The organism is Corynebacterium sputi DSM 45148 (assembly GCF_000427865.1).
GTDB classification, from domain to species: Bacteria; Actinomycetota; Actinomycetes; order Mycobacteriales; family Mycobacteriaceae; genus Corynebacterium; species Corynebacterium sputi.
Window position 1 is genome coordinate 55,627 of sequence record NZ_ATYV01000015.1, and the last position, 20,683, is coordinate 76,309.

At 62.5% G+C, this 20,683-nt stretch carries 20 protein-coding genes and 1 pseudogene; 20 read left to right on the forward strand and 1 reads right to left on the reverse strand.

Annotation, left to right across the window (positions count from 1 at the left end):
* The first annotated feature begins 5 nt into the window (after positions 1–5).
* The 20 genes and pseudogenes from efp to YWU_RS17910 form a co-directional block, all read left to right on the forward strand.
* A complete protein-coding gene (gene efp / locus YWU_RS0109070; protein WP_027020227.1) occupies positions 6–569 on the forward strand; it encodes an elongation factor P in 564 nt (187 codons plus the stop codon).
* Positions 570–582: 13 nt separating this feature from the next.
* Positions 583–1,080, forward strand: coding sequence for a transcription antitermination factor NusB (nusB, locus tag YWU_RS16080; protein ID WP_034647596.1), 498 nt, complete (start codon positions 583–585; stop codon positions 1,078–1,080).
* Between the two features lie 99 nt (positions 1,081–1,179).
* The gene (gene pyrR, locus YWU_RS0109080) at positions 1,180–1,743 is read left to right on the forward strand and encodes a bifunctional pyr operon transcriptional regulator/uracil phosphoribosyltransferase PyrR (protein WP_027020228.1); all 564 of its coding nucleotides are present in this window, start codon (positions 1,180–1,182) and stop codon (positions 1,741–1,743) included.
* A 1-nt stretch (position 1,744) separates the two neighbouring features.
* On the forward strand, positions 1,745–2,701 hold the full coding sequence (locus YWU_RS0109085) for an aspartate carbamoyltransferase catalytic subunit (protein ID WP_027020229.1): 957 nt from the start codon (positions 1,745–1,747) through the stop codon (positions 2,699–2,701).
* A complete protein-coding gene (locus tag YWU_RS0109090; protein WP_034647597.1) occupies positions 2,698–4,044 on the forward strand; it encodes a dihydroorotase in 1,347 nt (448 codons plus the stop codon). Before YWU_RS0109085 ends, YWU_RS0109090 begins: the two co-directional genes overlap by 4 nt.
* The gene (carA, locus tag YWU_RS0109095) at positions 4,044–5,222 is read left to right on the forward strand and encodes a glutamine-hydrolyzing carbamoyl-phosphate synthase small subunit (RefSeq protein WP_051260217.1); all 1,179 of its coding nucleotides are present in this window, start codon (positions 4,044–4,046) and stop codon (positions 5,220–5,222) included. The genes YWU_RS0109090 and carA overlap by 1 nt, the downstream gene beginning before the upstream one ends.
* Before the next feature lie 3 nt (positions 5,223–5,225).
* The gene (carB, locus tag YWU_RS0109100; protein WP_027020232.1) at positions 5,226–8,567 is read left to right on the forward strand and encodes a carbamoyl-phosphate synthase large subunit; all 3,342 of its coding nucleotides are present in this window, start codon (positions 5,226–5,228) and stop codon (positions 8,565–8,567) included.
* A 7-nt stretch (positions 8,568–8,574) separates the two neighbouring features.
* On the forward strand, positions 8,575–9,402 hold the full coding sequence (gene pyrF / locus YWU_RS0109105; protein WP_027020233.1) for an orotidine-5'-phosphate decarboxylase: 828 nt from the start codon (positions 8,575–8,577) through the stop codon (positions 9,400–9,402).
* A 177-nt stretch (positions 9,403–9,579) separates the two neighbouring features.
* Complete coding sequence (mihF, locus tag YWU_RS0109110; protein ID WP_027020234.1) at positions 9,580–9,906, forward strand: integration host factor, actinobacterial type; 327 nt, start codon at positions 9,580–9,582, stop codon at positions 9,904–9,906.
* Positions 9,907–9,909: 3 nt separating this feature from the next.
* Positions 9,910–10,473 (forward strand): guanylate kinase, encoded by a 564-nt coding sequence (gene gmk / locus YWU_RS0109115; protein ID WP_027020235.1) that lies wholly within the window; start codon positions 9,910–9,912, stop codon positions 10,471–10,473.
* Between the two features lie 46 nt (positions 10,474–10,519).
* Positions 10,520–10,801, forward strand: a complete 282-nt coding sequence (gene rpoZ, locus YWU_RS0109120; RefSeq protein ID WP_027020236.1) for a DNA-directed RNA polymerase subunit omega — start codon at positions 10,520–10,522, stop codon at positions 10,799–10,801.
* Between the two features lie 15 nt (positions 10,802–10,816).
* A complete protein-coding gene (gene coaBC, locus YWU_RS0109125) occupies positions 10,817–12,061 on the forward strand; it encodes a bifunctional phosphopantothenoylcysteine decarboxylase/phosphopantothenate--cysteine ligase CoaBC (RefSeq protein WP_027020237.1) in 1,245 nt (414 codons plus the stop codon).
* Between the two features lie 76 nt (positions 12,062–12,137).
* Positions 12,138–13,349 carry a methionine adenosyltransferase gene (gene metK / locus YWU_RS0109130; protein ID WP_027020238.1) on the forward strand — a complete coding sequence of 404 codons (1,212 nt, stop codon included), beginning with the start codon at positions 12,138–12,140 and terminating at the stop codon, positions 13,347–13,349.
* Complete coding sequence (locus tag YWU_RS0109135) at positions 13,298–15,331, forward strand: primosomal protein N' (protein ID WP_169718900.1); 2,034 nt, start codon at positions 13,298–13,300, stop codon at positions 15,329–15,331. Before metK ends, YWU_RS0109135 begins: the two co-directional genes overlap by 52 nt.
* Before the next feature lie 63 nt (positions 15,332–15,394).
* Positions 15,395–15,901 (forward strand): peptide deformylase, encoded by a 507-nt coding sequence (def, locus tag YWU_RS0109140; RefSeq protein ID WP_027020240.1) that lies wholly within the window; start codon positions 15,395–15,397, stop codon positions 15,899–15,901.
* 1 nt (position 15,902) lies between these two features.
* Positions 15,903–16,847: a methionyl-tRNA formyltransferase gene (gene fmt, locus YWU_RS0109145; protein ID WP_027020241.1), complete on the forward strand. Its 945-nt coding sequence runs from the start codon at positions 15,903–15,905 to the stop codon at positions 16,845–16,847.
* The gene (locus tag YWU_RS0109150; protein ID WP_027020242.1) at positions 16,848–18,359 is read left to right on the forward strand and encodes an RsmB/NOP family class I SAM-dependent RNA methyltransferase; all 1,512 of its coding nucleotides are present in this window, start codon (positions 16,848–16,850) and stop codon (positions 18,357–18,359) included.
* A 22-nt stretch (positions 18,360–18,381) separates the two neighbouring features.
* A complete protein-coding gene (gene rpe / locus YWU_RS0109155; protein ID WP_034647598.1) occupies positions 18,382–19,062 on the forward strand; it encodes a ribulose-phosphate 3-epimerase in 681 nt (226 codons plus the stop codon).
* Positions 19,062–20,123 carry a bifunctional diaminohydroxyphosphoribosylaminopyrimidine deaminase/5-amino-6-(5-phosphoribosylamino)uracil reductase RibD gene (gene ribD, locus YWU_RS0109160; protein WP_156892782.1) on the forward strand — a complete coding sequence of 354 codons (1,062 nt, stop codon included), beginning with the start codon at positions 19,062–19,064 and terminating at the stop codon, positions 20,121–20,123. The genes rpe and ribD overlap by 1 nt, the downstream gene beginning before the upstream one ends.
* Before the next feature lie 53 nt (positions 20,124–20,176).
* Positions 20,177–20,404: pseudogene (locus tag YWU_RS17910) on the forward strand (alcohol dehydrogenase catalytic domain-containing protein); the annotation flags it as partial.
* Positions 20,405–20,417: 13 nt separating this feature from the next.
* Here YWU_RS17910 and YWU_RS0109165 read toward each other — a convergent pair.
* Positions 20,418–20,683 (reverse strand): transposase (locus YWU_RS0109165; RefSeq protein WP_027020245.1); only part of this gene is annotated, 266 nt, incomplete at its 5' end.

A 20,683-nucleotide genomic window follows, 5' to 3' on the forward strand; every position in this document is an offset into this window, starting at 1 on the left:
GTTTCGTGGCAAACACCTCAGACTTCAAGAACGGTCTCGTTCTGAAGATCGACAACAAGCTTCAGCAGATCGTCGAATTCCAGCACGTCAAGCCGGGCAAGGGCCCTGCTTTCGTCCGCACCAAGCTGAAGGACGTCGTCTCCGGTAAGACCGTTGAGAAGACCTTCAACGCTGGCGTCAAGGTCGAGACCGCAACCGTGGACCGCCGTGACATGACCTTCCTTTACAAGGACGGTGAGGAATACGTCCTCATGGACGACAAGGACTACGACCAGATCAACGTCGCTCCCGAAATCATGGGCGAATCCGCCCGCTTCCTCCTCGAGAACGGCCCAGTGCAGGTGTCGTTCCACGAGGGCGAGGCGCTCTTCGCTGAGCTTCCGGTTGCCGTTGAGCTCGTCGTTCAGCACACCGACCCGGGTCTGCAGGGTGACCGTTCCTCCGGTGGCACCAAGCCGGCGACGCTCGAGACGGGCGCCGAGGTCCAGGTTCCGCTCTTCATCGAGACCGGTGAAGTCCTCAAGATCGATACCCGCGACGGCTCCTACCTGTCGCGCGTCAACTCCTAGTCACGGGGAGACGATGAAGGACAACAACTACAAGCGGCGCGGTGCCCGTTATCGCGCCCGCCGTCGAGCAGTGGACCTGCTCTTCGAGGCAGAACAGCGCAATGTTTCGGCGATCGACGTCGTCGAAGAGCGCATCGAACTTGCCCGCGATCAGCAGTCGGGTGTTGCGCCGGTGGCTGAATACGCGGAGGAGATCGTCCGCGGTGTCGTAGCTGAGCAGCACGGCATCGATTCCACGATTGCGTCATACCTGTCGGAGGAGTGGCCCCTGCGCCGCCTGCCGGCCGTCGATCGCGCGATTCTTCGGATCGGCACGTGGGAGCTCTTCCACACCGACGTCCCGCCCCGGGTCGCTGTGGTGGAAGCAGTTGAGCTCGCTGCGGAATACTCCACGGACGTTGCTCCCCCGTACATCAATGCGGTTCTTGACGCCGAAGCAGACATCGCTGACCAGGCAAGGTTGGCTGCTGCGGCCGTCACTGTGAAAAAGGATGACGACCAGACCGAGTGATCGTTCTCCACCCCGGGCCCCGGTGCTAAGGTTGCGGATGTACTTGTACACCAGACATCCTTTAAAGGACCGCACCGAGAGGCGGGGAAGGAGGTCCCGATGAGCGAGAACGACCAGACCACTGAGCTGCTGTCAGCGGACGAAGTGGGTAGGACAATCGCACGCATCGCGCACCAGATCATCGAGAAGACCGCGTTGGATGGATCCGACGCACCCAAGGTAGTACTGCTGGGCATCCCCTCAGGGGGAGTGCCGCTGGCGGAACGCCTTGCCGAGAATATCGAACAGTACTCGGACATCCGGCCGGACGTCGGATCGCTTGACATCACGTTGTTCCGGGACGATCTTCGTGATCGCCCGCACCGTGCCCTCCAGCCGACGGACATTCCGGACGCAGGAATCGACAACGCCATCGTCGTACTTGTCGACGATGTGCTATTCAGCGGCCGCACCATTCGTGCAGCCCTTGACGCACTCAACGACATCGGGCGCCCGAGCTCTATCCAGCTCGCCGTCCTCGTTGACCGCGGTCACCGGCAGCTGCCGATCCGCGCGGACTACGTCGGCAAGAACCTGCCGACTGCTCGCAACGAGGAAGTCAGTGTCCTCATCGAAGAAATCGACGGTCAAGATGCCGTTGTCCTGACGCGGGGAGAAGACTGACGTGAAGCACCTCCTTTCGATCGCGGACCTGAGCCGCGACGAGATCGTGGGGCTGATGGATGAGGCGGACCGGTTCCGCGAGGCGTTGGCGGGCCGGGAGATTAAGAAGCTCCCGACCCTCCGGGGCCGCACCATCTACACCCTTTTCTACGAGAACTCCACGCGCACCCGGGCGTCTTTCGAGACTGCCGGAAAGTGGATGAGCGCGGACGTCATCAACATTTCCGCATCGTCGTCGTCGGTCAACAAGGGCGAGTCCCTCAAGGACACCGCGCTGACCCTCGACGCCATCGGTGCGGACGCCATCATCGTCCGGCACCCGTCCTCGGGAGCTGCGAACCTGATCGCCAAGTGGGTTGGTGAGCACGGGTCGAACCCCAACGTCATCAACGCCGGCGACGGTAAGCACCAGCACCCGACGCAGGCATTGCTCGATGCAGTAACGCTGCGTCAGCGACTTGGTGAAATCAAGGGCCGCAAGATCGTCTTGGTGGGGGACATCCTCCACTCGCGCGTGGCGCGGTCCAACGCCGATCTGCTGTCGAAGCTCGGCGCGGAGGTTGTCTTCGTGGCACCTCCGTCGCTGCTTCCCGTCGGCGTTGAGACCTGGCCGGTTCGAGTCTCTTACGATTTCGACTCCGAGCTTCCCGACGCAGACGCAGTCATGATGCTCCGTGTTCAGCAGGAGCGCATGAACGGCGGATTCTTCCCGTCCCACCGTGAGTACGCGACCCGTTACGGACTCTCCCGCGCCCGGGAGAAGATGCTTCGCGACGACACCGTCGTCCTGCACCCCGGACCGATGTTGCGCGGCATGGAAATTAACGACCACGTCGCTGATCTTCCTCGTGCAGCAGTGCTCCAGCAGGTCTCCAACGGTGTCCATGTGCGCATGGCAGTCCTGTTCTCCCTGCTCACCGCAGGTTCTGAATCCGTCACCGAAGGAGCCGTTCTGTGACCGACTATCCGCAGGTTGGGCCACTGAGTCCTGCTCCCAGAGAAGAGCTCGTTCTCTCCGGTGTTCGACCGTATGGCGAAGGCGAGCCGGTCGATGTCCTCGTACGCGACGGAGTTATCGCAGAGATTGGCGCATCTGTAGATGCTGCCGATGACGCACAGGTTCTCTCCTTTGATGGAGAAATTCTCCTGCCTGGTCTTGTCGACATGCACGTGCACCTTCGTGAGCCCGGCCGTGAAGACACCGAAACCCTCGAGACCGGCTCCCGTGCCGCTGCTCGCGGCGGTTTCACTGCTGTCTTCACGATGGCGAACACGAAGCCGGTCACTGATGATCCCTCCACGGCAGAAGCGGTCTGGCTCAAGTCCCAGGCTGTGGGTCTGTGTGACATCCATCCGGTCGGCTCGATCACCAAGGACCTCGACGGCAAGAACCTGACGGAGTTCGGCATGATGGCCGACTCCCAGGCGAAGGTCCGGATGTTCTCAGACGATGGCAAGTGCGTCGATGACCCGCTGATCATGCGTCGCGCCCTGGAGTACTCCAAGGGCATGGATGTCCTGCTGGCACAGCATTGCGAGGATCCCCGCCTGACTGTTGGCGCAGTGGCACACGAAGGTGCTGTCGCCGCGCGGCTCGGGCTGAGCGGCTGGCCGCGAGTCGCCGAGGAGTCCATCGTGATCCGTGATGCACTCCTTGCCCGCGATTACGGCGGACGTATGCACATCTGCCACGCGTCTACCGCAGGAACCGTGGGGCTGCTGAAGTGGGCCCGTGCCAACGGCATCCCCTTGACCGCAGAAGTCACACCGCACCACCTGCTGCTGACCGACGAGGTCCTAGAGACTTACGACGGTGTGTACCGCGTCAACCCGCCGCTGCGCGAGCAGAGCGACGTTGATGCACTGCGTCAGGCTCTCATTGACGGCGACATTGACTGTGTCGCCACCGATCACGCTCCGCACGGCTCAGAGGAGAAGTGCTGCGAGTTCGACCACGCCAAGCCGGGAATGCTTGGCCTGGAGACTTCACTGCCGATCATCGCTGAGCAGTTCGTTCTGAACGGCCCGTGCGATTGGCGCTGGGTCGCCAAGGTTATGTCGGAGCGCCCCGCCGAGATCACCCGACTGCCAGGCCATGGCCGTCCGGTAGCCGTCGGAGAGCCCGCGAACCTCACTGTTGTCGATCCTGGTAAGACCTGGACCGTTAACGGCGAGGACCTGGCTTCGAAGTCCAGCAACACCCCGTACGAGGACATGGAGATGGCCGTATCGGTCAGCGCCACTGTCCTTCGAGGAAAGGTCACTGCACTTCGCGGTGCTGACCAGAACGTGGAGGCGTGATGAGCGCCTCCCATACCCATGAGAAAGGCAACAACAACGTGAGCAAAGCTGCTCCAGCGGTTCTCGTCCTTGCGGACGGGAGTGTATTCCGCGGCCGCGGTTTCGGTGCGACCGGACGCACCCTCGGTGAGGCTGTGTTCAACACCGCCATCACCGGTTACCAGGAGTCTCTGACGGACCCCTCGTACCACCGCCAGATCATCGTGGCTACCGCACCCCAGATCGGTAACACCGGCTGGAACGATGAAGACTCCGAGTCCTACGACGCGCGAATTTGGGCCGCAGGCTTCGTCATTCGCGACCTCTCCCGGACCGTGTCGAACTGGCGCGCAACTCGTTCTCTCGAGGACGAGATGATCGCACAGGGAATCGTTGGCATCCGCCAGGTCGACACCCGCGCGATCGTGCGCCACATCCGCGACCATGGTTCCATCGCCGCCGGTGTCTTCTCCGGCGAGGAGGCCAAGTTGCCGGTCGAGGATCTCGTCGAGATTGTTCGCGCTCAGCCGTCGATGGCTGGAGCGAACCTCAGCGCTGAGGTCTCCTGCGATGAGTCCTACACCGTCGAGCCGGAGGGCGAGCCGATCGCCACCATCGTCGCGTGGGACTTGGGCATCAAATCCAACACCCCGCGTGAGCTCACCAAGCGCGGCGTTCGCGTTGTCGTGGTTCCGTCCACGACCACCTATGCCGACGCCAAGTCCGAGCACAACCCGGACGGCATCTTCCTCTCCAACGGCCCGGGAGACCCGGCTACTGCCGACGCCCTCGTCGAGGTCGTCACTGAGGCGATGAACGACGACATGCCGACCTTCGGCATCTGCTTCGGTAACCAGATCCTCGGCCGTGCGCTGGGACTGGGCACCTACAAGCTCCGCTTCGGACACCGTGGCATCAACGTTCCGGTGAAGGATCACCGCACGAACCGCGTGTACATCACCGCTCAGAACCACGGATTCGCCCTGGAAGGCACCGTCGGAGAGACCTTCGATACCCGTTGGGGACCTGCCCAGGTCACCCACACCTGCCTGAACGACGATGTCGTTGAGGGTGTGGCCCTGAACTCCGGCCGCGCTTTCTCTGTGCAGTACCACCCCGAGTCTGCGGCGGGACCGCATGACGCCCACACTCTGTTCGACGACTTCGTCGACCTCATCACCTCGAAGGAAGGGCAGTAACTGATGCCACGTCGTACTGACATTAACCACGTACTCGTGATCGGTTCCGGCCCCATTGTGATCGGACAGGCCTGCGAGTTCGACTACTCCGGTACTCAGGCGTGCCGCGTGCTGCGTGAGGAAGGCATCCGCGTCACCCTCATCAACTCCAACCCGGCCACCATCATGACCGACCCGGAGTTCGCGGATCACACTTACATCGAGCCCATCGAGCCGGCTTACATCGAGAAGATCCTCGCCAAGGAGAAGGCTGAAGGCCACCCCGTCGACGCCGTGCTGGCGACCCTCGGTGGACAGACTGCCCTCAACGCTGCGATCCAGCTGGATCGCGCAGGCATCCTGGAGAAGTACAACGTCGATCTGATCGGCGCAGACATCCCGGCCATCGAGCGCGGCGAGGACCGCCAGCGCTTCAAGGACATTGTCGAGAAGATCGGCGGATTGTCCGCTCGCTCCCGTGTCTGCCACAACATGGACGAGGTTTACGCAACGGTCGAGGATCTCGGTCTTCCCGTCGTCGTCCGTCCGTCCTTCACCATGGGCGGCCTCGGCTCCGGTCTGGCATACAACCATGAGGACCTCGAGCGCATCGCCGGCGGCGGACTTGCTGCGTCCCCGGAAGCAAACGTTCTGATCGAGGAGTCCATCCTCGGTTGGAAGGAGTTCGAGCTCGAGCTCATGCGTGACAGCGACGACAACGTTGTGGTCATCTGTTCCATCGAGAACGTCGACGCATTGGGTGTGCACACCGGTGACTCCGTGACCGTGGCTCCGTCCATGACTCTGACAGACCGTGAGTTCCAGATCATGCGCGACCAGGGCATCGCGATTCTGCGCGAGGTTGGCGTCGCTGCAGGTGGTTGTAACGTCCAGTTCGCCATCAACCCGCGCGACGGCCGCCTGGTCACCATCGAGATGAACCCGCGTGTCTCCCGCTCTTCGGCACTGGCATCCAAGGCCACCGGCTTCCCGATCGCGAAGTTCGCCGCGATGCTGGCTATCGGTTACACCTTGGACGAGATCGACAACGACATCACCGGTGAGACCCCGGCGGCGTTCGAGCCGACCCAGGACTACGTCATCGTCAAGGCACCGCGCTTCGCTTTTGAGAAGTTCCCCGGTGCTGACGACACTCTGACCACCACCATGAAGTCTGTCGGCGAGGCAATGTCCATCGGCCGCAACTACATCGGTGCGCTGGGCAAGGTCATGCGTTCCCTGGAGAACAAGCCTGCAGGCTTCTGGACCACCACCGACGAGTACTTCGCCGGCGACCGGGCGACCGACGTCGACGCGGTTCTGGAAGACCTCAAGCGTCCGACCGAAGGCCGCATCTACGACGTTGAGTTGGCTCAGCGTCTTGGTGCCTCGGTCCAGCAGATCCACGAGGCCTCCGGCCTGGATCCGTGGTTCATCTCCGAGATGGAGAACTTGCAGGACATCCGCACCGCGCTTCTCGAGGCTCCGACCCTGGATGAGGATCTCCTCCGCGAGGCAAAGTACTGGGGGCTTTCCGACGCCCAGATCGCTGCGCTCCGACCGGAATTCGCAGGCGAGGACGGTATCCGCGAACTGCGCTGGCGTCTGAACGTCCACCCGGTTTTCAAGACCGTGGACACCTGCGCCGCAGAGTTCGAGGCAACGACCCCGTACCACTACTCGGCATACGAGCTCGATCCCTCCGCAGAGACTGAGGTTGCCCCGCAGACCGAGCGTGAGAAGGTCATCATCCTGGGCTCGGGCCCGAACCGCATTGGTCAGGGCATTGAGTTTGACTACTCCTGTGTCCACGCTGCACTGGAATTGTCCCGCGTTGGATACGAGACCATCATGGTCAACTGCAACCCGGAAACGGTCTCCACGGACTACGACACCGCTGACCGTCTGTACTTCGAGCCACTGACCTTCGAAGACGTGCTCGAGGTTTACCACTCGGAGGCTCAGTCCGGAACCGTTGCCGGCGTCGTCGTGCAGCTCGGTGGTCAGACCCCGCTGGGTCTGGCGCAGCGACTGGCTGACGCAGGTGTGCCGGTCGTTGGCACCACCCCGGAGGCCATCGACATGGCTGAGGACCGTGGCGAGTTCGGCAAGGTCCTCGACCGCGCCAAGCTGCCGGCACCGAAGTTTGGCACTGCTACCTCCTTCGAGGAGGCTCGCCGCGTTGCCGAGTCGATCGGCTACCCGGTTCTGGTTCGCCCGTCCTACGTCCTTGGCGGTCGTGGCATGGAAATCGTTTACGACGAGGCCACGCTCGAGGACTACATCACCCGTGCGACGGAACTCTCCACCGACCACCCGGTCCTGGTTGACCGCTTCCTCGACAGCGCCATCGAAATCGACGTCGATGCTCTGTGCGACGGCAACGAGGTCTACCTCGGAGGCGTGATGGAGCACATCGAGGAAGCCGGAATTCACTCCGGTGACTCGGCATGCGCCCTGCCGCCAATGACCCTTGGTTCGGACATTATCGACCGCGTCCGCGAAGCCACCAAGGCTTTGGCCTTCGGTATTGGCGTCAAGGGCCTGATGAACGTTCAGTACGCCTTCCGTGACGACACTCTGTACGTCATTGAGGCCAACCCGCGTGCGTCCCGCACCGTCCCGTTCGTCTCCAAGGCGACTGGCGTTCCGCTGGCTAAGGCTGCTTCGCGGGTGATGCTCGGTACGACGATCGAAGAACTCCGTGAGGAGGGCATGCTTCCGACCGGTATCGATGGCGGCTCGCTGCCGATGGATGCACCGATCGCGGTTAAGGAAGCGGTTCTCCCGTTCAACCGCTTCCGTACCCCGGAGGGCGAGCAGCTCGATTCGCTGCTGAGCCCGGAGATGAAGTCCACCGGTGAGGTCATGGGCCTCGACGTCGACTTCGGTGCAGCTTTCGCTAAGTCGCAGTCGTCCGCCTACAGCTCGCTGCCGACTTCCGGCACCGTGTTTGTGTCGCTGAACAACCGCGACAAGCGCACCCTGCTGTTCCCGATCGTGCGACTTGCCGGCCTGGGATTCCGGGTCCTTGCGACGAAGGGCACTGCAAGCATCCTGCGCCGCAACGGCATCAAGTGCGAGATCGTCAACAAGTACACGACCGAGGGCCCTGAAGTTGAGGGAGAGCCGACGATCGTCGACGCCATCCGTTCCGGTGACGTTGACCTGATCATCAACACCCCGCTGGGCTCGGCCGGTTCCCGTTCCGATGGTTATGAGATCCGCGCAGCCGCCCTCCAGAAGGGCGTTCCGTGCGTGACCACCAGCCAGGGCACCGTCGCCGCAGTCCAGGGCATCGAGGCACTGCTGGACAACGACCTCGGCGTACGCGCGCTGCAGGAACTGCACGCGCTGGGAAAGTAGGGGAGAGATGACCGCTAATTCCAGCTTCGGAGACCGATTGACCCAGGTCACCGCAGAGCGAGGTCGACTATGTGTCGGCATTGACCCGCACCCGGCCCTGCTCGAGTCCTGGGGACTGCCCGTCTCCGCCGCGGGATTGGCGGAGTTCTCCTCCATCTGTGTCGCCGCCTTCGGCGACACCGCGGCAGTGGTTAAGCCCCAGGTGGCGCTGTTCGAAGAGTACGGAGCCCGTGGTTTCGCAGTGCTCGAAGGCACTCTCGCGGCGCTATCTCAGGCTGGAGCATTGACTGTTGCAGACGCTAAGCGTGGCGACATCGGCTCCACGATGGCGGCTTACGCTAGGGCGTGGCTTTCCGACGGATCTCCGTTGGCTTGTGATGCCCTGACAGTCTCGCCGTACCTCGGATTCGGGTCTTTGGACCCGGCCGTTGAACTGGCCGAGGACACCGGTCGTGGACTCTTCGTTCTCGCCGCGACCTCAAATCCCGAGGGTCCGTCTCTTCAGTTGTCCACAACTGCGTCCGGCGGAAGCGTGGCTCAGTCCATCGTCGATGCTGCTTCGCAGGTCAATGCGGCATATGAAGATGTCGGTCCGATTGGTGTCGTCGTCGGCGCCACCGTCACCGAACCGCCGGTGCTTGATAACCTCGGCGGAGCAGTGCTGATGCCTGGCGTCGGTGCCCAAGGCGCCGGTGTCGAGGACGTTGACTGGGTCGCCGGAGCTGCACGTCGTTATGCGCTTCCGAATATCTCCCGGGGAATCCTGAAGGTCGGTCCAGACGTGTCCGCCCTCAGGGAGGCCGTCGAGGCCGCATCCCGGGACTACCCCGCCTGAACAGCGGGGAAACCAGGGCGGTGATTGCCGACCTGCACTTCTTCGGTGTTACACTTGCCGAGTCCGTGACGGGGACACCCGCAGTTCATACTTCTGAGCTGCAGGTGTTCACAGTTGCGAAACATGGGACGGACCAACGTCCCTGATAACTATTCCCTAGAAATAACGGAGGAACCCGTGGCCCTTCCGCAGTTGACCCCTGAGCAGCGCGCAGCAGCGCTGGAGAAGGCCGCACAGGCCCGCAAGGTCCGTGCAGAGCTCAAGGACAAGCTGAAGCGCGGCGCGACCGACCTGCCGGAGGTCCTCAAGCAGGCTGACGAGGACGAGATCATCGGCAAGATGAAGGTCTCCGCACTGCTCGAGGCTCTCCCCAAGGTCGGCAAGGTGAAGGCTCAGGAGATCATGGCTGATCTCGAGATCGCCCAGACCCGTCGCCTCCGTGGCCTCGGTGACCGCCAGCGTCGCGCTCTGCTCGAGCGCTTCGGCTTCTCTGCCGAGGACTAGTCGATGTCCGGTACCTCCCCCGTCGTCGTGATCTCTGGTCCGGCCGGGGTCGGCAAATCGACCGTGGTCTCACGACTGCGGTCGGAGGTTCCGGAACTGTACTTCAGTGTCTCGATGACCACCCGCGATCCGCGTCCGGGTGAAGTTGACGGTCAGGATTACTTTTTTGTGTCCCCCGATAGCTTCGCTGAGCGGATCGAAGCGGGTGAAATGCTCGAGTGGGCGGACATCCACGGCGGCATGCAGCGGTCGGGTACCCCCCGGCAGCCTGTCGTCGACGCCGTCGAGGCAGGTCGTCCGGTGCTCATCGAAGTGGATCTTGTGGGAGCCCGCAGTATCCGCGCGACGATGCCGGAGGCCAAGCTGGTTTTCATCGCCCCGCCTAGTTGGGAGATCCTCGTTGATCGCTTGACTGGACGTGGGACCGAGGAAGACGAGCAGATCCGCAGGCGACTGGAGACCGCAGCAGAGGAACTTGCCGCACAAGATGAGTTCGACACAGTGATCGTTAACAACGACCTCGATGAGGCCGTCGCAGACGTCGCTCGCGAGCTCGGACATAGCTAAAGCCATGTCACACACATCAGTAACCGCGAAGTAAAGGAACAGTTCCGTGACTCAGGAGAACTCCGCCGACCAGGAAGCAGTCTTCGATCCGCCGGTGGGCATTACCAATCCGCCGATCGATGAGCTTCTGGACAAGGTGTCGTCTAAGTACGCTCTCGCCATCTTCGGTGCAAAGCGTGCACGTCAGATCAACGACTACTACCAGCAGGTCGACGAAGGAATGCTTGAGTTCGTCGGACCACTGCTGACCCCGAACGCGGCGGAAAAGCCGCTCTCCATCTCACTGCGCGAAATTAACGCAGGCCTGTTGGAGCACACCGAAGGGTAATCCGGAGGTAAGCGCATGAATGCCACCTGCAAAGCTGGGACACTGAAAATCGTCGTCGGCGTTGCCGGTGGCATTGCCGCGTATAAGGCCGCCCATTTGGTTCGGTACTTCACCGAGAGGGGGCATGACGTTCACGTCGTGCCCACCCCTGCGGCCTTAAGCTTCGTCGGAGCAGCCACCTTTGAGGCGCTCTCCGGCAATCCCGTCTCCACCACCGTCTTCGATGCGGTGGATGAGGTTCGGCACGTTCGTGTCGGACAGGAGGCGGATCTCGTCGTTATCACACCGGCCACCGCGGATTTGTTGTCCCGGGCTGCCCAGGGGCGTGCCGACGACCTTTTGACTTCTACACTCCTGGTGGCGACCTGCCCGGTCGTTTTCGCACCGGCGATGCACACTGAGATGTGGCGGCACCCGGCGACGCAGGAGAACGTCGGGAAGCTGCGCGAGCACGGGTCGATCGTTCTGGAGCCTGCGCATGGCCGACTCACTGGAGCCGATACTGGCCCTGGTCGTTTGGCTGACCCCGAGCACATTGGCGCGATGGCCCTTCTGAGTGTTGCCCGACCAGGGGCATTCGAGCGGAACCTGGAGGGTCGTCGTCTGGTGATTTCTGCGGGCGGCACTCGGGAGGAGCTCGACCCGGTCCGATACCTCGGTAATCATTCCTCCGGGCGCCAGGGATACGCCTTGGCTGATGTTGCCGTTCACCGTGGGGCAGAGGTGACCCTCGTGCGTGGGGACACCGCAGAGCTTCCTGTCCCACCGGGTGCGACGATCGTCGATGTCGTCTCCGCGAGGGACATGGACACTGCCGTCCGCGAAGTTGCGGCCGATGCCGATATGGTCATCATGTCTGCTGCGGTCGCTGATTTCCGTCCGGCTGAAGTAGCCGGCGCGAAGATGAAAAAGGGCTCTGATGAAGACGCTCTGACCAAACTCGTCCTCACGGAAAACCCGGATATTCTCGCCGGCGTTGTCACTCGCCGCCGAGAAGGGCAAGTGGTGATCGGCTTTGCCGCCGAAACTGGTGACGACAACGCCACCCCGCTAGACCACGCCAAGGTCAAACTCCGGAAGAAGGGGTGCGATCTGCTCATGTGTAATGACGTCTCAGGTGGCGCCACGTTCGGCTCAGAGGACAACGTCGGGTGGCTGCTGTCCTCCGATGGTGAGGTCAGCGAGGTGCCCGAAGGTACGAAGCACTCGGTGGCTGCTGCGATCCTTGATCGTGCAGCGGCCCTGTTGCCCGTGAACTGAACTGCTTGGTCTACACTGGCACCGATTCATCAGACACACGTCGCCGCGTGAGAGCGCGGGGAAGGGCCAGGCTAACGTGACGACACGTCTTCGACTGTTCACCAGCGAATCGGTGACAGAGGGGCACCCGGACAAGATCTGTGACGCGATTTCCGACTCGATCCTCGACGCGATGATCGCTCAGGACCCGCGTGCCCGCGTGGCTGTCGAAACTGTGGTCACCACCGGATTGGTACACGTCGTCGGTGAAGTCACCACTACCGCCTACGTCGAGATTCCCCGGATTGTGCGGGACAGGCTTCGTGAGATCGGTTTCGACTCCTCCGAAAAGGGCTTCGACGGCACCACGTGTGGCGTCTCGGTGTCCATCGGCGAGCAGTCCCCGGAGATCGCAGACGGTGTCACTGTTTCCCTCGAGTCTCGTTCCGGTGGAGATGACATTCACGATCTGGACCGTGACGGTGCCGGCGACCAGGGTCTGATGTTCGGCTATGCCGTCCGTGAGACCGCGGAGCTGATGCCGCTTCCGATCGCTCTGGCTCACCGCCTGTCCCGTCGCCTCACCGAGGTGCGCAAGGACGGCACGCTCGACTACCTGCGTCCGGACGGCAAGACCCAGGTCACCGTCGGTTACGACAGCAATGATGCACCGGTCGCACTCGACACGGTTGTCATCTCGACCCAGCACAACCCCGGCATCTCGCTTGAGCAGCTCGAAAAGGACCTGCGCACCCACGTGATCGAAGCGGTGCTGGCCGAAGACGGACTGCCGGAACTCGACATCTCTGACCTGACGGTTCTGGTTAACCCCTCCGGTTCGTTTGTTGTCGGCGGCCCGATGGGCGATGCCGGCCTGACCGGTCGCAAGATCATCGTCGACACCTACGGAGGCATGGCCCGGCACGGCGGTGGAGCGTTCTCCGGCAAGGACCCGTCAAAGGTCGACCGTTCGGCGGCATACGCGATGCGTTGGATTGCCAAGAATATCGTCGCAGCAGGACTCGCGGACCGCGTCGAGGTTCAGGTTGCTTACGCCATTGGCCGGGCAAACCCGGTCGGCCTCTACGTAGAGACCTTCGGCACCAACACCGTTCCGGAGGACACCATCATCGAGGCCATCGGCGAGGTCTTCGACCTGCGTCCGGCCGCGATCATCCGGGAACTTGACCTGCGCAACCCGATCTACGCGAAGACTGCAGCCTACGGTCACTTCGGCCGCACTGACGTGGATTTGCCATGGGAGCGGCTGAACCGCGTCGGCGAGCTCAAGGCCGCCGCCGGAGTTTAGCCTTGACCGGGCCTCAGCAGACGGAGCCGGTGGCCCGGGTCCTGCCGTTGCTGGGGCTTCCGCAACTGGATAAGACCTTCGACTACCTCGTTCCAGAGAAGATGGACGCGGACGCTCAGCCGGGCGTGCGCGTCCGGATCCGTTTCGCGGGTCGCCTCGTCGACGGGATTGTCATCGCACGTAGCGCGGAGACTGATCATCCAGGCAATCTGGCGTACTTGAAGTCGGTTATTTCCCCGGAGGTGGTTTACCCGCCGCAGTTGGGAGTCCTCGTGGACTCGTTGGCTGAGCTTTATGGTGGTGTCCGTTCGGACATCATCCGCTCAGCGGTTCCGGGCCGTCACGCGCGGGTGGAGAAGGGGAGAGGTGAGGCTCCCGCGTGGCGGGAGCTAGGTCCCCTTGAGCTTTCCGACGTCCCTCTCGACAACTGGTCCACCTACGCATGGGGCGAATCCTTCGTCGCTGCGGTTCGCTCTGGCGCACCAGCCCGTGCGGCTTGGCATCCGGCACCTGGAGACCCGATGCTTCGACGGATCGCTGAACTTGCGGTCAATGTCGCCAGAGATGGTGGCGGTGCTCTTATCGTGCTGCCGGACCAGAGGCGAGTTGATGCCCTAGAGGCAGAGCTCCGGACTATGGTGTCTGCCCGTCAGATCACTGTGCTCACTGCGGATCTCGGACCGGAGTCGCGGTATCGACGGTATCTTGACGTGATCCACGGCTCAGCGAAGCTGGTGATCGGCACCAGATCTGCGGCGTACGCACCAGTGCAGGACCTGCGCCTGGCGGTCCTCGTTGATGACGCCGATGACAACCTGGCCGACCCACGAGCTCCGTATATCCATGCCCGTGACATTCTCACCGCCAGGTCCGCTTTTGAGCACTGTGCTCTTCTCTTCGCGTCTTGGTCGAGGTCAGCGGAAGTTCAACAATTAGTAGCCCGAGGATGGGCAGCGACGCTGGTCCCGACCCCAGAACACCTCGCGGAGCAGATGCCGACCATGACGGCCTCAGCTGACACCAGCGTGGATGCCGAGGACACCTCTCGCACTCGCCTTCCTGCTGTCGCGTTCCGGGCGGCTCGCCAAGCGTTGAGAGACGGCACTCCAGTGCTGGTTCAGGTTCCGCGAAAGGGATACCAACCGTCACTGTCCTGCCGCGAATGCGGAACGCCGGCACGCTGCCGCGCTTGCAATGGTCCATTAGAGATTCGCTCCGACGAGGCTCCATCATGCCGTTGGTGCGGCCGCGTCGAGCCCCGGCACCGGTGCCAGACCTGCGGTTCGATGAAAATCCGAGCGGTGGTCACCGGGTCTGATCGGACTGCAGAAGAGCTCGGCCGTACGTTCGCACCTCATCCGGTGAGGTCATCCTCAGGGGAGAAGATCTTGGACCGGATCGAGCCGGGAGCTCGCGTCGTCGTGGCGACTCCAGGTGCAGAGCCGGATGTCGACGGCGGTTACGGAGCAGTCCTTCTCCTTGATACCTGGGCGATGCTCGGGCGCCAGGACCTTCGCGCAACTGAAGATGCGCTGGCGGCGTGGGCATCGGCGGCGGCGAAAGCGTCGGGAAGCGGTTCTGTAGTGATCGACGCAGATGCGGCGATCCCCACCGTGCGCAGTTTCATCCACTGGGACATCGTCGGAGCAGCCGAGACGGAACTTGCTGAACGGGGCGCTGTTCGATTCCCGCCGGTGGCACAGATGGCCGCGATCGACGGCACTCCAGATGCCATCTCCCGATTTACCGAAGAGCTTGAACTTCCTGCTGGTGCGGACGTGCTCGGACCCGTTGAACTTCCACAAGGTGTGCGTCCTCCAGCTGGGATGGAAGCGCCCGAAGTACGACGCCTGCTCGTGCGCGTTCCTAGAAATGAAGCCCGTGAGTTGGGCAAGGCGCTGCGAGCGGCGGCGGCCACGCGCGCGATGGCGAGAGAGGAACGTCCGGTGCGCATCATGGTGGACCCGGTGCGTGTCGGCTAGAGCCTAGAACCAGGGTCTAAGATGGATCGGTATCTGTGTCTATCCCTAGGAGATGATTGCCGCATGGCACTTCGTGATGTCCGCCTATTCGGAGACCCGGTGTTGGTGAGCCGGGCCGATGAGGTCACCCAGTTTGATGCCTCCCTCGCCCGTTTGGCGGAGGACATGCTGGAGACCATGGACGCCGAACAGGGCGTCGGACTCGCGGCCAACCAGATCGGTGTTCTGCAGCGAATCTTCGTCTACGACTGTGATGGTCAGCGTGGCGCTTTGATTAACCCGGTGTGGGAGCCGGTCGATGAGGACAAGGTCACAGACGCCGAAGGGTGTCTGTCTATTCCGGAGATCCGAGCAGAGACGGAACGGTGGGCGAAGGTTCGCGCCACCGGGCAGCGTGTTGACGGAACTCCCGTAGAAATCCATGCGGATGGACTTCTGGCGCGGTGTATTCAGCATGAGACCGACCACCTTGACGGCGTGCTGTTTCTGAAGAGGTTGGAACCTGAACGTCGTAAAGCAGCGATGCGTGAGATGCGCTCGCTGGACTGGTTCCGTGCGGGAGGTGCTTGAGATGAGGATCATTTTTGCAGGCACACCGCAGCCAGCAGTGCCGGCGCTGGAGGAACTGCTGCAGAGCGATGACCACCAGGTCGTTGCTGTGCTCACGCAACCAGACGCCCGCGTGGGGCGCGGCCGCAAGGTTCGACCTTCGCCTGTTCGTGAGGTCGCAGACAAGCACGGTATTGAGGTGCTCACCCCGAATACGCTGCGCGAGGGACGTGATGAGGAATCAGACGCCGCCATTGCTCGGCTGAACAAACTGCAGCCGGACTGCGTGGCCGTTGTCGCTTATGGCAATCTCGTGCCCCCAGAACTGCTGGAGTTGCCCGAGCACGGCTGGGTCAACCTTCACTTTTCTTTGCTGCCTCAGTGGCGCGGCGCCGCGCCGGTGCAGGCTGCGATCGCTGCCGGTGACGATATTTCCGGTGCAACCACTTTCCGGATTGACGAAGGACTAGATACCGGTCCGGTGCTGGGCCGAATCACTGAAACCATCAAACCAACGGACACTTCGGAGGACCTGCTGACCAGGTTGGCTACCTCCGGATCGAAGCTTTTGTCCGCGACGATGGACGGCCTCGCAGCAGGTGTAATCGTGCCGGTGGCGCAGGAGGAGGACGGTGTCAGTCACGTGGGCAAGATCCTGCCGGAAGAAGCACGGGTCAACTGGACTCTTCCGGCGCACGTGATTGATCGACGCATCCGTGCGCACACGCCCGCGCCAGGAGCGTGGACGATGCTGGGGGAGGATCGCCTGAAGCTCGGGCCGGTCAGCCTCACAGATGACGAGGAACAGCTAGAGCCCGGTGTGATCCGCGCTCTTAAGGGACGAGTGCTGGTTGGCACCGGAACCGATCCGGTACAGCTCGGCGGCGTTCAAGCCCCGGGCAAGAAAATGATGGACGCAACAGCGTGGGCCAACGGCGCGCGCCCCGACGGAAGCACGGTGCAGTAAATGGCTCAGGACAACAGGGACCGTGGGCCCCGTGGCGGTAAGCCGCAGCGCGGCGGACAGTCACGTGGCAATCAGCAGCGTGGCGGGCAGGGCAACAAGCCGCCGCAGAAGGCCGGACAGAGCGGCCAGGGTCGTCAGCGAGGTGGCGGTCAGCGTCGCCGCACCGACCACGTCGATCCGGCTCGATTCACCGCGATCACGGTGCTCTCCAAGGTGCGTGAGGATGGCGCGTACGCGAACCTGGTGCTGCCGAAGGAGCTGAACAAGCGCAAGCTCGACGGACGTGATGCGGCTTTTGCCACCGAAATCACCTACGGCACCTTGCGTTCGCAGGGACTGCTCGACGCGGTCTTGTCAGAGGCGTCGACTCGTCCGTTGGACGAGGTCGATGGAGAGCTTCTCGACGTCCTGCGCCTCGGCGCCTACCAGCTTCTGCGCACCCGCGTGAGCCCCCACGGCGCAGTCGATACCGCAGTGGCTGCGGCACAGAAGGTCGGCCACGGCGGAGCCAAGGGATTCGTCAACGCAATCCTTCGCCGGGTGTCTGAAAAGAAGGAGCAGGAGTGGATCGAGATTGTATCGCCCTCGGCAGATACCGATCCGGTCGGACACCTGTCTATGAAGTACTCCCACCCGCGATGGATCTCTGAGGCATTCGCACAGTCTCTCGGACCAGCTGCCGGCGAATTAGCGGACGCCCTCGAGGCCGACGACGCCCGCCCGCAGGTGCACTTGGTGGCCCGCCCCGGTGAAATCACTGCAGAGGAACTTGCGCTGATTTCCGGTGGTGAAGAAGGCCCGTGGTCTCCGTATGCAGTGCACCTGGAGTCCGGAGATCCCGGTGACTTGGAGCCTGTGCGCAGTGGAATGGCTGCGGTTCAGGATGAAGGCTCTCAGATGATTGCCCGCGCGCTGACCATGGCACCTGTCATCGGCGAGGATAAAGGCCGCTGGCTTGATCTTTGCGCAGGGCCAGGGGGTAAGGCGGCTCTGATCGGTTCGGTGGCCGCGATCGACGGCGCACATGTCGATGCTGTTGAGATCTCTGACAAGCGTGCAGGCTTGATTCGCGGGTCCGTCGAGAAGCTTCCTGTCACCATTCACGTTGCCGATGGCCGCAACCCCGGCCTCGAACCGGGCTATGACCGCGTCCTCGTCGACGCACCGTGTTCGGGCCTTGGCTCATTGCGCCGTCGACCAGAAGCTCGCTGGAAGAAGAGCCCTGCGGACATCCCCGCGCTGGCAAAGCTTCAGGGAGAACTATTGGCCTCCGCCGCAGAACTGGTTCGCCCCGGCGGCATCATTGTCTACGCCACCTGCTCGCCTCACATCCGGGAGACTCGTGGCACCGTCGAGCGGGCTCTGCGCACCCTTGATCTGGAGGAGATTGACGCTCGCGAACTGGTCGCGCCGATGACCGACGTCGGAGCCGGCCCGTCTGTCCAGATGTGGCCCCACCGCCATGGCACGGACGCAATGTTCTTCTCCGTATTGCGTAAGCCGGTGGCCTAACGGCCTCCGATATGATGGGGCAATGTTGAACGCCCCCATCATCGCCCCGTCCATCCTCGCCTCGGACTTCGCCCGGCTCGACCGGGAGATCGAGGCTATTGACAACGCCGACTGGGTACACGTCGATGTGATGGACGGGCATTTTGTGCCCAACCTTTCCTTCGGTGCGCCGATCCTCGCGGCGATTGACAAGGTGTCCGATAAGCACATGGACGTGCACCTGATGATCGAGGCCCCGGAGAAGTGGGTCGATGACTACATCAAGGCTGGCGCAGACACCATCATCTTCCACGTGGAAGCCGCCGACGACACCATCGCGCTGGCTCGTCGCCTGCGCGAATCCGGTATCGGCGCTGGTATTTCGGTGCGTCCGGGAACCCCCATCGAACCGTGGTTGGAGCACCTTGAAGAGTTTGACCTCGTCCTGGTGATGAGCGTTGAACCGGGCTTCGGAGGCCAGTCCTTCATGCCGGATCAGCTTGAGAAGGTCCGACTGCTCCGCACAGAGATCAATGGGCGCGGCCTTGGCACCGTCATCGAAATCGACGGTGGAATCTCTGCGGCCACCATCGGCGACGCCGCTGAAGCCGGTTGTGATGCCTTTGTCGCAGGCTCTGCTGTGTACGGTGCCGAGTCCCCGGCCGCAGCCATTGAGGAGCTTCGTGCCATTGCGACCGAACGCGGGAACTTCGGAGGCAAGTAGTGCCGACTTTCCCCGAGATGATCCCCGGAGGGTCATTAAGCGTAGACCAGGCAATGCGTCTGGCTATTGCCGCGGCTGAGCGAGTCCGGGGTACCACCCGACCCAATCCTCCAGTGGGGTGTGTGGTGTTGGACCGCGCGGGAGTTCCCGTCGGCATCGCAGGGACGGAGCCTCCCGGGGGCCCGCATGCAGAGCCACAGGCACTGGCGATGGCAGGAGCGAGGGCAGCCGGCGGCACCGTCGTGGTGACTCTAGAACCGTGCCACCACCAGGGAAAGACGCCTCCGTGTACTGGTGCAGTGTGGGAATCGGGAGTGCGACATGTTGTGTATGGCGCCGCTGACCCAAACCCAGTCGCATCTGGTGGTGCCGAGTGGCTGCGATCAAAGGGCCTCGAGGTCCGCACTGGGGTGTTGTCGGAGGAAATCTCCGATGGTGTGCTTCGTCCATGGCTGCACTGGCAGCGCACCCGCACCCCACACATCACACTGAAGACCGCTGGGACTTTGGACGGTCTGGCGGCGGCATCGGACGGTTCTTCACAGTGGATCACTAGCGAGCAGTCGCGGGCGAGGGTCCACGTGGACCGATCGCGTAGAGACGCGATCATCGTGGGAACCGGAACCGTCCTTGCGGACGACCCGCGCCTTACGGCGAGGCTTCCCGACGGTTCCCTCCACCCACACCAGCCCCTCCGCGTAGCGGTCGGACACGGCCTAGTTCCTGAGTCAGCAAAAATCACTGGCGAGAATTTTCGTCAGATCCAGACTCGCGACATGGAACAGGTCGTGGAGGTCCTGGCGGACCTTGGGGTCATCGATGTGCTGATCGAAGGCGGTCCGCGGATTGCCGGCGCATTTGTGAAGGCTGGCCTTGTCGATGCAGTCGAGTCCTATGTAGCTCCGTCGCTGCTCGGTGCGGGTACAGCGGTCGTCGACTTTGGAGAGCCAACGACTTTGACCGACCGGACACAGTTCCGAACGACGTTAGTCAAACAATTGGGCGACGATATTTTTATTACTGCGGTGCGCCGTTCCTCGGAGTATCTTCACAGGAGTTAATTGAGGGCCCTCTTAGGCCTGACGTGGAATTACGTGGAAATAAGGGGTTATCGATGGCCGACGCCATTCGCCTCGACGAGCCAGGTGGACCTGAAGTCCTTCAGTTGAGGCAGGTGGAGGTGGCTGCTCCAGGAGTTAGTGAAGTTCGAGTACGCCACCATGCGGTTGGGCTCAACTTCGCCGACGTTTACTACCGGTCCGGTCAGTACCCAGTGCCATTGCCCAACGGCATGGGTGTAGAGGCGGCGGGCGTAGTGGGGGAAGAGGTGGAAGGGTTTACTGGCTCTTCACGATTTAGAGTGCGTTGATCCGGTTGTGTATCTGGCCGGAGTGGATCAGTGACCGCAAGATGTAGTGGTTGAGATTCCTGAACCCCAGAGCAATCCCGCGTAGATGCTCGAGCCGTCCGTTGATGGCTTCGACCGGACCGTTGGANGCCCCGATATCGAAGTACGCCAGGACATCCTCACGCCGACGCCACAATGTCCGACCCAGTTGCGCGAGCTCTTCCAGCCCCTTCGGTAGGCCCTTACGAATGCTGTTGATCACCCTGCTCATGA

Excerpts from the sequence above, each read along its gene's own strand:
- nusB (WP_034647596.1), top strand. The coding sequence starts at position 583 with ATGAAGGACAACAACTACAAGCGGCGCGGTGCCCGTTATCGCGCCCGC.
- pyrR (WP_027020228.1), top strand. The coding sequence starts at position 1,180 with ATGAGCGAGAACGACCAGACCACTGAGCTGCTGTCAGCGGACGAAGTG.
- carA (WP_051260217.1), top strand. The coding sequence starts at position 4,044 with ATGAGCGCCTCCCATACCCATGAGAAAGGCAACAACAACGTGAGCAAA.
- carB (WP_027020232.1), top strand. The coding sequence starts at position 5,226 with ATGCCACGTCGTACTGACATTAACCACGTACTCGTGATCGGTTCCGGC.
- pyrF (WP_027020233.1), top strand. The coding sequence starts at position 8,575 with ATGACCGCTAATTCCAGCTTCGGAGACCGATTGACCCAGGTCACCGCA.
- gmk (WP_027020235.1), top strand. The coding sequence starts at position 9,910 with ATGTCCGGTACCTCCCCCGTCGTCGTGATCTCTGGTCCGGCCGGGGTC.
- coaBC (WP_027020237.1), top strand. The coding sequence starts at position 10,817 with ATGAATGCCACCTGCAAAGCTGGGACACTGAAAATCGTCGTCGGCGTT.
- YWU_RS0109135 (WP_169718900.1), top strand. The coding sequence starts at position 13,298 with ATGGGAGCGGCTGAACCGCGTCGGCGAGCTCAAGGCCGCCGCCGGAGT.
- def (WP_027020240.1), top strand. The coding sequence starts at position 15,395 with ATGGCACTTCGTGATGTCCGCCTATTCGGAGACCCGGTGTTGGTGAGC.
- fmt (WP_027020241.1), top strand. The coding sequence starts at position 15,903 with ATGAGGATCATTTTTGCAGGCACACCGCAGCCAGCAGTGCCGGCGCTG.
- YWU_RS0109150 (WP_027020242.1), top strand. The coding sequence starts at position 16,848 with ATGGCTCAGGACAACAGGGACCGTGGGCCCCGTGGCGGTAAGCCGCAG.
- rpe (WP_034647598.1), top strand. The coding sequence starts at position 18,382 with ATGTTGAACGCCCCCATCATCGCCCCGTCCATCCTCGCCTCGGACTTC.